Raw genomic sequence first — 11,615 nt, forward strand, 5'->3', positions numbered from 1 at the left:
TGAGCGGGGCGCAGGCCCGCGCCGACGGCGTCGAGCACCTGATGGTGCCGTCGGCCGCGATGGGCCGCGACATTCCGGTGGCTTTCCAGGCCGGCGGACCGCACGCGGTGTTCCTGCTCGACGCGTTCAACGCCGCACCCGACGTGAGCAACTGGGTCAACGCCGGCAGTGCGATGAGCACGCTGGCGGGCCGCGGCATCTCGGTCGCCGCCCCCGCGGGTGGGGCCTGGAGCATGTACACGAACTGGGAGCAGGACGGCAGCAAGCAGTGGGATACGTTCCTGTCGGCCGAGCTGCCGGACTGGCTGGCGGCCAACAAGGGGCTGGCGCCGGGCGGGCACGGCATCGTCGGGGCCGCCCAGGGCGGTACCGCGGCGGTGACGCTGGCCGCGTTCCATCCGGACCGGTTCCGGTTCGCCGGATCGCTGTCGGGCTTCCTGACCCCGTCGGCCACCGCCCTCAACGGTGCGATCACCGCGGGGCTGGCCCAGTACGGCGGGGTGGACAGCTACGGCATGTGGGGTGCGCCACAGCTGGGCCGCTGGAAGTGGCACGATCCCGACGTCCACGTACAGCTGCTGGCCGACGCCAACACCCGGCTGTGGGTGTACAGCCCGGGAACCCTGACATGCAGTGACCCGCCCGCGATGATCGGTTATTGCGATCAGGCAACGGGCAGCAACCGTTCGTTCTATCAGCACTACCGCTCCGTCGGCGGCGGCAACGGGCACTTCGACTTCCCGGCTTCCGGCCAGCACGACTGGGGCAGCTGGGCGCCTCAGCTGGCGCAGATGTCGGGTGAATTGGTCGCCACGATCAAGTAGCGATCCCGCACTTGGCGCGAATCAGCTGTACGGGGGCACTTTTCGAGACCCGGTACGGTGGAGGCGTGCAGCACACGGTACGGTCGGCCACCCCGGTCATCGCGACGGCGTTCGCGGTGTCGGCTGCGTCGTTGCTCACCGGCTGCGATGCGGGCAGCGATATGATGGCGCCCCTCGTCGTGCCAACCTCGCAAATCAACGACACCCAAGCCCAGTCGGGTGAACTCCAGTCGGACCCGGCGCTGCCGCAGCAGGGCCGCAACGGTGAGCTGTCCGTCACAGCCCAGCAGCGGGCCTATCTCGACGATCTCGAAGCCGCCGGAGTGCAACCGTCGAGTGACCTGTTGGCGCTGTCGATCGGGTCCTATGTGTGCCAGGCCCGGGCTGCCAAGCAGAATGATCAGGCGGTGTGGGACTTCGTCCTCCCGCGGGTGCGCAGCGATGTGCGCGCCGCACATGCGGAGAAGGGGGTGCAGGAGAGTCCGGTGTCGCCCGGCGAGATCAACTCCGCCACCTCTGATTACATCCGCATCGCAACTGAACGACTCTGCTAGCAGGGGTGCGAGAATCCCACCCGCACGCGAGGAGCACGAAAGTACATGGCAAAAAACGCTCGACGGAAGCGGCATCGCATCCTGGCCCTGATCGCCGCGGGCGCGATGGCGCTCGTGGTGGTGCTCGTGGTGGCCATCGTGGTCATCGTGATGCGCCGCCCGGACACCCCGCAGGCCCCGCCCACCGCGCAGCCGCCCGCGGGGGTGCCCGCACCGCCGACGACGCGTAAACCGCGGCCGGATTTCCAGTCGGCGGACTGCCCCGACGTGATGCTGATGTCGATCCCGGGTACCTGGGAGTCCTCGCCCACCGACGATCCGTTCAATCCGACGCAGTTCCCGCTGTCGCTGATGACCAATGTCAGCAGGCCGATGGCCGAGCAGTTCGGCCGGGACCGGCTCGAGGTCTACACCGTGCCCTATACCGCGCAGTTCCACAATCCGTTCGCGGCCGACAAGCAGATGTCCTACAACGACAGCCGCGCCGAGGGCACCCGCACCGCCGTCAAGGCGCTGACCGATATGAACGACCGCTGCCCGTTGACCAGCTATGTGCTGGCCGGGTTCTCGCAGGGTGCGGTGATCGCCGGTGACATCGCCGGTGACATCGGCAACGGCCGTGGGCCGGTGGACGAGGATCTGGTGCTCGGTGTGACGCTGATCGCCGACGGCCGCCGCCAGGTGGGTGTCGGGCAGGACATCGGGCCGAACCCGGTCGGCCAGGGCGCCGAGGTCACGCTGCACGAGCTGCCGATGCTGTCCGGGATGGGCCTGACCATGACCGGGCCCCGGCCCGGCGGGTTCGGTGCGCTGGACAACCGCACCAACCAGATCTGCGGCGCGGGCGATCTGATCTGTTCGGCGCCGGAGGAGGCGTTCTCGGTCTTCAATCTGCCCAAGACGCTGGAGACGCTGTCGGGGAGCGCCGCGGGCCCGGTGCACGCGCTGTACAACACCCCGCAGTTCTGGGTCGAGAACGGCCAGACCGCCACCCAATGGACCTTGAGCTGGGCGAAGAACCTCGTCGACAACGCTCCGCACCCGGCGCACGGATAACGGCACCGGGCCTGGCGCGCCGGATTTGGCCGGACAACCACGGTCGCCTAACATTAAGAGAAAACTAAGAGCAGTAGCTGTCGGCTGAGCCGTGAGTGCCGACCTTCAATCCCGGTAGGATGCACGGGGTTTTGAGGTTCGCAGAGGCCGTCGAGTGGCTGTGGCGCACCGCGAATGACGTGCGACGACGCGACGAGTACGGCCCTGACAGGAGAAGACATATGCCGTTCCACAATCCGTTCATCAAGGACGGTCAGATCAAGTTTCCTGAGGGCGCGAGCATCGTCGAACATGTCGAGCGCTGGGCCAAGGTCCGTGGCGACAAGCTCGCCTACCGGTTCCTCGACTTCTCCACCGAACGTGACGGTGTCGCCCGCGACCTGACCTGGGCCCAGTTCAGTGCCCGCAACAAGGCCGTCGCGGCCCGGCTGCAGCAGGTCACCGAACCCGGTGACCGGGTGGCGATCCTGTGCCCGCAGAACCTGGACTACCTGGTGGCGTTCTTCGGTGCGCTCTACGCGGGCCGGATCGCGGTGCCGCTGTTCGATCCGTCCGAGCCCGGTCACGTCGGCCGGCTGCACGCCGTCCTGGACAACTGCCATCCGTCGGCGATCCTGACCACCACCGAGGCCGCCGAGGGCGTGCGCAAGTTCTTCCGCAGCCGCCCGGCCAATCAGCGCCCTCGGGTCATCGCGGTCGACGCGGTTCCCGACGACGTCGCCGCCACCTGGATCCATTTCCAGGACGTCGACGAGACCACCATCGCCTACCTGCAGTACACCTCCGGCTCGACCCGGATCCCCACCGGGGTCCAGATCACCCACCTGAACCTGGCCACCAACGTGGTTCAGGTGGTCGAGGCCCTGGAAGGCGAGGACGGCGACCGCGGCCTGTCCTGGCTGCCGTTCTTCCACGACATGGGCTTGATCACGGCGTTGCTGGCCCCGATGATCGGCTACTACTTCACCTTCATGACCCCGGCCGCGTTCGTCCGCCGCCCGGAACGCTGGATCCGCGAACTCGCCCGCAAGGAGGGCGACACCGGCGGCACGATCTCGGTGGCCCCGAACTTCGCCTTCGACCATGCTGCGGCGCGCGGTCTGCCCAAGGAGGGCTCGGCGCCGCTGGACATGTCCAACGTCAAGGCCGTGCTCAACGGCAGCGAACCGATCTCGGCGGCCACCGTGCGCCGGTTCAACGATGCGTTCGGCCCGTACGGCTTCCCGCCCAAGGCGATCAAACCGTCCTACGGTCTGGCCGAGGCCACCCTGTTCGTGTCGACAACGCCATCGGCCGAAGAGCCCAAGATCATCACCGTCGACCGGGACGCGCTGAACACCGGCCGTCTCGTCGAGGTGGACACCGATTCGCCGAAGGCCGTCGCGCAGGCCTCGGCCGGCAAGGTCGGGATCGCGGAGTGGGCCGTCATCGTCGACGCCGAATCGGCCACCGAGCTGGCCGACGGCCAGATCGGCGAGATCTGGATCAGTGGCCAGAACATGGGCACCGGCTACTGGGGTAAGGACGCCGAGACCGCATCGACGTTCCACAACATCCTCAAATCGCGGACCAACCCAACGCATGCCGAAGGGGCGGCCGACGACGCGACCTGGGTGCGTACCGGCGACTTCGGGGCGTTCTACGAGGGTGACCTCTACATCACCGGCCGGGTCAAGGACCTGGTGATCATCGACGGCCGCAACCACTACCCGCAGGACCTGGAGTACTCGGCGCAGGAGTCCAGCAAGGCGCTGCGCACCGGGTATGTGGCGGCGTTCTCGGTGCCGGCCAACCAGCTGCCCGCCGAGGTGTTCGAGAACGCCCACGCCGGGCTCAAGCGGGATCCGGACGACACCTCCGAACAGCTCGTGATCGTCGCCGAGCGGGCCCCTGGCGCCCACAAGCTGGAGGTCGGCCCGATCTCCGACGACATTCGCGCGGCGATCGCGGTGCGCCACGGTGTCACGGTGCGCGATGTGCTGCTCACCGCGGCCGGTGCCATCCCGCGCACCTCCAGCGGCAAGATCGGCCGCCGCGCCTGCCGGTCGGCCTATCTCGACGGCAGCCTGCGCAGCGGCAAGATCGCCAATGCGTTCCCCGACGAGACCGACTGATCCTGACGTCACAACGCCGACCGGTCTACGGCACAGGTGATCTGAACTCCGCACCCGAAGAGGACAAACCGGCCATGGATGCAACACAGAACGATTCGAATCCTCCAGCGACCACCGAGTCCGCGGGCGGGCCGGTGTCGCGCCCCGAGCTGAGCGTCGCCGAGATGCGGGAGTGGCTGCGCAAGTGGGTGGGCAACGCGACCGGGCAGTCGCCGGACGCGGTGGATGAGACCACCCCGATGGTCGAACTCGGCCTGTCCTCGCGCGATGCGGTCGCGATGGCCAGCGATATCGAGGATCTGACCGGTGTCACGCTGACCGCGACGGTCGCGTTCCGCCACCCGACCATTGAATCGCTGGCCACGGTCATCATCGAGGGTGAGCCGGAACCCGAGTTCGTCGAGGGCGACGAGGACTGGACCCGTGGCCCCGACGTCGAGGACATCGCGATTGTCGGGGTCGCGACCCGCTTCCCCGGTGATATGAACACCCCCGACGAGATGTGGGCGGCGCTGCTCGAGGGCCGTGACGCCATCACCGATCTGCCCGAGGGGCGGTGGGTCGAGTTCCTCGACGAGCCGCGGATCGCCGATCGGGTCGGCAAGGCCCGCACCCGCGGCGGCTACCTGTCCGACATCAAGGGATTCGACTCCGAGTTCTTCGCGCTGTCGAAGATGGAAGCCGACAATATCGACCCGCAGCAGCGCATGGCGCTGGAGCTGACGTGGGAAGCGCTGGAGCACGCCAGGATCCCGGCGTCGAGCCTGCGCGGCACCAGTGTCGGGGTCTACGTCGGCAACTCGACCAACGACTACAGCTTCCTGGCGATGAGCGACCCGTCGATCGCCCACCCGTACGCCATCACCGGAACCGCGAGTTCGATCATCGCCAACCGGGTTTCGTATTTCTACGATTTCCGCGGCCCGTCGGTCGCGGTCGACACGGCGTGCTCCAGCTCGCTGGTCGCGGCCCATCAGGGGGTGCGGGCCCTGCGCTCCGGTGAGGCCGATGTGGCCGTGGTCGGCGGGGTCAACGCGCTGATCACCCCGCTGGTGACGGTCGGTTTCGACGAGGTCGGCGGGGTGCTGGCGGCCGACGGCCGGATCAAATCGTTCTCATCGGACGCCGACGGCTACGCCCGGTCCGAGGGCGGCGGCATGTTGGTGCTCAAGCGGGTCTCGGACGCCCGCCGCGACGGCGATCAGATCCTCGCGGTCATCGCGGGCAGCGCGGTCAACCACGACGGCCGGTCCAACGGTCTGTTGGCCCCCAATCCGGATGCGCAGGAAGCGGTGCTGCGCAAGGCATACAAGGACGCCGGTATCAACCCGCGCGACGTCGACTACATCGAGGCGCACGGCACCGGCACCATCCTGGGTGACCCGATCGAGGCCGACGCACTCGGCCGGGTGGTCGGACGCGGTCGCGCCGCCGACAAGCCCGCCCTGCTCGGTGCGGTGAAATCCAATGTGGGGCACCTGGAGTCGGCCGCGGGCGCGGCCAGCCTGGCCAAGATGACGTTGGCGCTGGCCAATGACAAGCTGCCGCCGTCGATCAACTATGCCGGGCCCAACCCGTACATCGACTTCGACAAGGAACACCTCAAGGTCAACGACACCGTCTCGGAGTGGCCGCGCTACAGCGGGCACGCCATCACGGGGGTGTCGGGCTTCGGCTTCGGTGGCGCGAACGCCCATCTGGTGCTGCGCGAGGTGCTGCCGAGCGACCTGGTCGAGCCCGAGCCGGAACCCGAAGCGGTCGAGGAGAAGCCGTCTTCTGACGACGCCGACGCGGTCTACGTGGGCGGTGTCCGGATGGACGAGTACGGCGAGTTCGTGCACGATGAGGCCGAAGCGGACGAATACCCGGTCTATGACGAGGCGACCCACGAACTGCCCGGTTTGACCGATGAGGCCAAGCGGCTGCTCGAAGTCGCCCGCGAGGAGCTGGCGGCCGCCGAGGCTGCCGAGCCGACCAAGAAGGTTGTCCCGCTGGCTATTTCGGCGTTCCTGACGTCGCGCAAGAAGGCCGCCGCGGCCGAGCTGGCGGACTGGATCGACAGCGAGGAGGGCCGGGCGTCCTCGCTGGAGTCGATCGGGCGTTCGCTGTCGCGGCGCAACCACGGCCGGTCCCGCGCCGTGGTGCTGGCCACCGACCACGACGAGGCGGTCAAGGGCCTGCGCGCGGTGGCCGAGGGTAAGCAGCACCCGAGTGTGATCACCGCCGACGGCCCGGTCACCAACGGGCCGGTGTGGGTGCTGGCCGGATTCGGTGCGCAGCACCGCAAGATGGGTAAGAGCCTGTACCTGCGTGATCCGATCTTCGCCGAGTGGATCGACAAGGTCGACGCACACGTCCAGGACGAGCTGGGCTACTCGATCGTCGAACTCATCCTCGACGACTCGAAGGACTACGGCATCGAGACCACCCAGACGGTGATCTTCGCGATCCAGATCGCGCTCGGTGAGCTGCTCAAGGCGCACGGCGCGAAACCCGGTGCGGTGGTGGGGCAGTCGCTCGGCGAAGCCGCGGCGGCCTACTTCGCGGGCGGCCTGTCGCTGGCCGATGCGACCAGGACCATCTGCTCGCGCGCCCACCTGATGGGTGAGGGCGAGGCCATGCTGTTCGGCGAGTACATCCGGCTGATGGCGCTGGTGGAGTACTCGGCCGACGAGATCAAGACCGTGTTCAGCGATTTCCCCGATCTGGAGGTGTGCGTGTACGCCGCACCGACCCAGACCGTGATCGGCGGCCCGCCCGAGCAGGTCGACGCGATCATCGCGCGCGCCGAATCGGAGGGCAAGTTCGCCCGCAAGTTCCAGACCAAGGGTGCCAGCCACACTCAGCAGATGGATCCGCTGCTCGGTGAGTTGTCCGCCGAAATCCAAGGGATCCAGGCACTCCCGCTGAAGGCCGGTTACTTCTCGACCGTGCACGAGGGCAAGTTCATCCGCCAGGGCAGTGACCCGATCCACGATGTCGACTACTGGAAGAAGGGGCTGCGGCACAGCGTCTACTTCACCCACGGCATTCGCAACGCGGTCGACAACGGCCACACCACGTTCCTGGAGCTGGCACCGAATCCGGTGGCGCTCATGCAGGTCGGCCTGACCACCGCGTCGGCCGGGCTGCACGACGCCCAGCTGGTGCCGACCCTGGCCCGCAAACAGGACGAGGTCACCTCGATGACCACGGCCATGGCGCAGCTGTTCGTGCACGGCCATGACCTGGACATCCGGACGCTGTTCCCGCGCACGTCCACCGGGCTGGCCGGGGCGCTGGACTTCGCCGACATCCCGCCGACCCGGTTCAAGCGCAAGCCGCACTGGCTGGACGCGCATTTCACCGGCGACAGTTCGGCGGTGATGCCGGGCAACCACGTCGCGACGCCGGACGGCAAGCACGTCTGGGAGTTCGTGCCGAAGGCTGCGGGCGATCTCGCTGCCCTGGTCAAAGCGGCTGCGGCGCAGGTCCTTCCGGACGCGAAGCTGACCGCGTTCGAGCAGCGCGCGGTCCCCGCGGAGGGGGCCCGGCTGGTCACCACGCTGACCCGCCACCCCGGCGGCGCCACGGTGCAGGTGCATGCCCGCATTGATCAATCCTTCACGCTGGTCTACGACGCCATCGTGTCCCGAGGGGGAGCCGCGGCGGCCCTGCCGACCGCGGTCGGCGTGGGCTCGGCCGCGCCCGCTGCGGAGCTGACCCAGGCGGTCGAGGAGCCCGAGGAGCAGGCCGAAATCCTCAGTGACAACCTGACCTCGGGCGCCGGTATGGGTGCCGATTTCCAGAAGTGGTCGCCGGATACCGGTGAGACCGTGGCGCAGCGTCTCGGCACCATCGTCGGCGCGGCGATGGGTTACGAGCCGGAGGATCTGCCCTGGGAGGTGCCGCTGATCGAACTCGGTCTCGACTCGCTGATGGCGGTGCGGATCAAGAACCGCGTCGAATACGACTTCGACCTGCCGCCGATCCAGCTGACCGCGGTGCGCGACGCCAACCTCTACAACGTCGAGGAGCTGATCAAGTACGCGATCGAGCATCGCGACGAGGTCGGTCAGCTCGCCGAATCCCAGAAGGGACAGACCGCGGACGAGATCGCCGCGGCCCAGGCCGAACTCATGGGCGGGGCGTCCACGGTCGCCGAACTGCAGGACAAGCTGGACCAGGCGGGTGCGGGAGATGACCCCGCCGCGGATCTGGAGATCCCGCCGCCGCCGACCGATCCGAGCGGGCCGGCGATGGCCGAGCTGGAGATCCCGCCGCCGCCCACCGATTCGTCGGGCCCGGCCGGCTCCACCGCTGCCACGGCGGCGGCCAAGGTGCTCACCCAGGAGGCCGTCACCGAGGCGCTCGGCGCCGATGTGCCGCCGCGCGACGCCGCCGAGCGGGTCACGTTCGCGACCTGGGCGATCGTCACCGGCAAGTCCCCCGGCGGCATCTTCAATGAGCTGCCCGGACTGGACGACGCGGCGGCCGGGAAGCTGGCGGACCGGCTCTCGGAACGGGCCGAGGGCACCGTCACCGTCGAGGATGTGAAGTCTGCCAAGACCATCGAGGAACTGGCCAGCACGGTCCGCGATCAGCTCGAGGAGGGTGTGGTCGACGGGTTCGTCCGCATCCTGCGGCCGCCGAAAGAGGGCAGTTCGCAGGTCCCGCTCTTCGTGTTCCACCCGGCCGGCGGGTCCACCGTCGTCTACGAACCGCTGATGAAGCGGCTGCCCGCGGACACCCCGGTGTACGGCATCGAGCGGGTCGAGGGCTCGATCGAGGAACGCGCCGCCGAGTACGTGCCCAAACTGCTTGAGCTGCACAACGGTCCGTTCGTCCTGGCGGGGTGGTCCCTGGGCGGGGCGTTGGCCTACGCGTGTGCCATCGGGCTCAAGCAGGCCGGCGCCGATGTCCGATTCGTCGGGCTGATCGACTGCGTGCGGCCCGGTGAGCCGATCGACCAGACCAAGGCGGGGATGCGCGCCCGCTGGGACCGCTACGCGCGGTTCGCGGAGCGCACCTTCAACGTGGAGGTCCCCGAGATCCCCTACGAGGAGCTGGAAAAGCTCGACGACGAGGGGCAGGTGAAGTTCGTGCTCGACGTGATCAAGGAAAGCGGCGTGCAGATCCCGGGTGGGATCATCGAGCACCAGCGCACGTCGTACCTGGACCAGCGGGCCCTGGACACCGTCGACGTGCAGCCGTTCGATGGGCACGTGACGCTGTACATGGCCGACCGGTACCACGATGACGCGATCGTCTTCGAGCCGGCGTATGCGACCAGAAAGCCCGACGGCGGCTGGGGTGAATTCGCCTCCGACCTCGAGGTCGTGCACATCGGGGGCGAGCATATCCAGGCCATCGACGAGCCCTACATTGCCAAAGTGGGTGCGCATATGAGCGAGGCCCTCGCCCGGATCGGGAACGAAGCGACAGGTACGACAGCCGAGAGCGAGCGCAAGTGACCAACAAGACCACGGCCGAACTGCTGGCCGATCTTCGCGACAAGCTGGAGTTGGCCAAGGAACCCGGCGGTGAGAAGGCCGTCGCGAAACGCGATCGCAAGGGAATTCCGTCGGCGCGGGCCAGGATTCATGCGCTGCTCGACCCGGGCAGCTTCCTGGAGATCGGTGCCCTGGCCAAGACGCCGGGCGATCCGAACGCGCTGTTCGGCGACGGCGTGGTCACCGGCCACGGCACCATCGACGGCCGTCCGGTCGCGGTGTTCAGCCACGACCAGACGGTGTTCCAGGGTTCGGTCGGCGAGATGTTCGGCCGTAAGGTGGCCAAGCTGATGGAGTGGGTGGCCATGGTCGGCTGCCCCATCATCGGCATCAACGACTCGGCGGGTGCGCGCATCCAGGACGCGGTGACCTCGCTGGCCTGGTACGCCGAGTTGGGCCGCCGCCACGAGATGCTGCGCGGCCTGGTCCCGGAGATCTCCCTGATCTTCGGGAAATGTGCCGGCGGGGCGGTCTATTCGCCGATCCAGACCGACCTGCTGGTGGCGGTGCGGGATCAGGGCTACATGTTCATCACCGGTCCCGACGTGATCAAGGACGTCACCGGTGAGGAGGTCACCTTCGACGAGCTCGGCGGTGCCGACGTGCAGGCGCAGCGCGGCAACATCCACAAGGTGGTCGAATCGGAGGCCGCGGCCTACCAGTACGTGCGCGAATATCTGAGCTTCCTGCCCGCCAATACTTTTGACGATCCGCCGATCGTCAACCCGGGCCTGGAGCCCGAGATCACCCCGCACGATCTGGAGCTGGACTCGATCGTCCCGGATGCCGACAACACCTCCTACGACATGCACGAGATCCTGGTGCGCATCTTCGACGACGGCGATGTGCTGGAGATCGCCGATCAACGCGGCCCGGCGATGATCACCGCGTTCGCCAGGGTCGACGGCCGCCCGGTCGGCGTGGTCGCCAACCAGCCGATGCACATGTCGGGCGCGGTCGACAACGAGGCGTCGGACAAGGCGGCCAGCTTCATCCGGTTCTGCGACTCCTACAACCTGCCTTTGGTTTTCGTCGTCGACACCCCCGGCGCGATGCCGGGTGTCGCGGAGGAGAAGGGCGGCATCATCAAGCGCGGCGGGCGGTTCTTCAACGCCATCGTCGAGGCCGATGTGCCGAAGGTGACCGTCATCATCCGCAAGGCCTACGGTGGCGGCTACGCGGTGATGGGTTCCAAGCAGCTCTCGGCCGATCTGAACTTCGCCTGGCCGACCGCCCGGATCGCGGTGATCGGCGCGGAGGGTGCGGCGCAGCTGCTGGTGAAGCGGTTCCCGGATCCGACGGCGCCCGAGGTGCGCAAGATCCGCGACGATTTCATCAAGGGTTACAACGAGAACATGGCGACGCCGTGGATCGCGGCCGAGCGCGGCTACATCGACGGGGTGATTCAGCCGCACGAGACCCGGCTGCTGCTGCGCAGGTCGCTGCATCTGTTGCGGGACAAGCAGAATCTGCGCAAGGTGCAGCGTAAGCACGGCCTGCTTCCGCTCTAGTCCTTTTCTCCGCCGAGTTCTCCGCCGAGCAGACGCGTCGGTACCCGGGAATGCGCATTCCGGG

At 67.9% G+C, this 11,615-nt stretch carries 6 protein-coding genes; all 6 read left to right on the forward strand.

From position 1 onward, the window contains the following. Nucleotides 1–824, forward strand: an 824-nt coding sequence (locus ACWDTP_RS33065) for an alpha/beta hydrolase-fold protein (RefSeq protein ID WP_450027442.1), incomplete at its 5' end; no start/stop codon positions are given. Between the two features lie 65 nt (nt 825–889). Beyond that, nucleotides 890–1,378, forward strand: a complete 489-nt coding sequence (locus ACWDTP_RS33070) for a hypothetical protein (RefSeq protein ID WP_450027443.1) — start codon at nt 890–892, stop codon at nt 1,376–1,378. Between the two features lie 45 nt (nt 1,379–1,423). After that, entirely contained in the window at nt 1,424–2,434 is a 1,011-nt protein-coding gene (gene culp6 / locus ACWDTP_RS33075) for a carboxylesterase Culp6 (protein ID WP_450027444.1), read from the forward strand. A gap of 221 nt (nt 2,435–2,655) precedes the next feature. Continuing rightward, the gene (gene fadD32 / locus ACWDTP_RS33080; RefSeq protein ID WP_450027445.1) at nt 2,656–4,548 is read left to right on the forward strand and encodes a long-chain-fatty-acid--AMP ligase FadD32; all 1,893 of its coding nucleotides are present in this window, start codon (nt 2,656–2,658) and stop codon (nt 4,546–4,548) included. Nucleotides 4,549–4,622: 74 nt separating this feature from the next. Then, nucleotides 4,623–10,001, forward strand: coding sequence for a polyketide synthase Pks13 (pks13, locus tag ACWDTP_RS33085; RefSeq protein WP_450027446.1), 5,379 nt, complete (start codon nt 4,623–4,625; stop codon nt 9,999–10,001). Further along, the gene (locus tag ACWDTP_RS33090; RefSeq protein WP_450027447.1) at nt 9,998–11,551 is read left to right on the forward strand and encodes an acyl-CoA carboxylase subunit beta; all 1,554 of its coding nucleotides are present in this window, start codon (nt 9,998–10,000) and stop codon (nt 11,549–11,551) included. The genes pks13 and ACWDTP_RS33090 overlap by 4 nt, the downstream gene beginning before the upstream one ends. Nucleotides 11,552–11,615 lie beyond the last annotated feature (64 nt).

This window comes from Mycobacterium sp. NPDC003449 (assembly GCF_053588415.1).

What these genes read in the sequence shown, in the direction of transcription:
- culp6 (WP_450027444.1), top strand. Translation starts at nt 1,424, where the DNA reads ATGGCAAAAAACGCTCGACGGAAGCGGCATCGCATCCTGGCCCTGATC.
- fadD32 (WP_450027445.1), top strand. Translation starts at nt 2,656, where the DNA reads ATGCCGTTCCACAATCCGTTCATCAAGGACGGTCAGATCAAGTTTCCT.
- pks13 (WP_450027446.1), top strand. Translation starts at nt 4,623, where the DNA reads ATGGATGCAACACAGAACGATTCGAATCCTCCAGCGACCACCGAGTCC.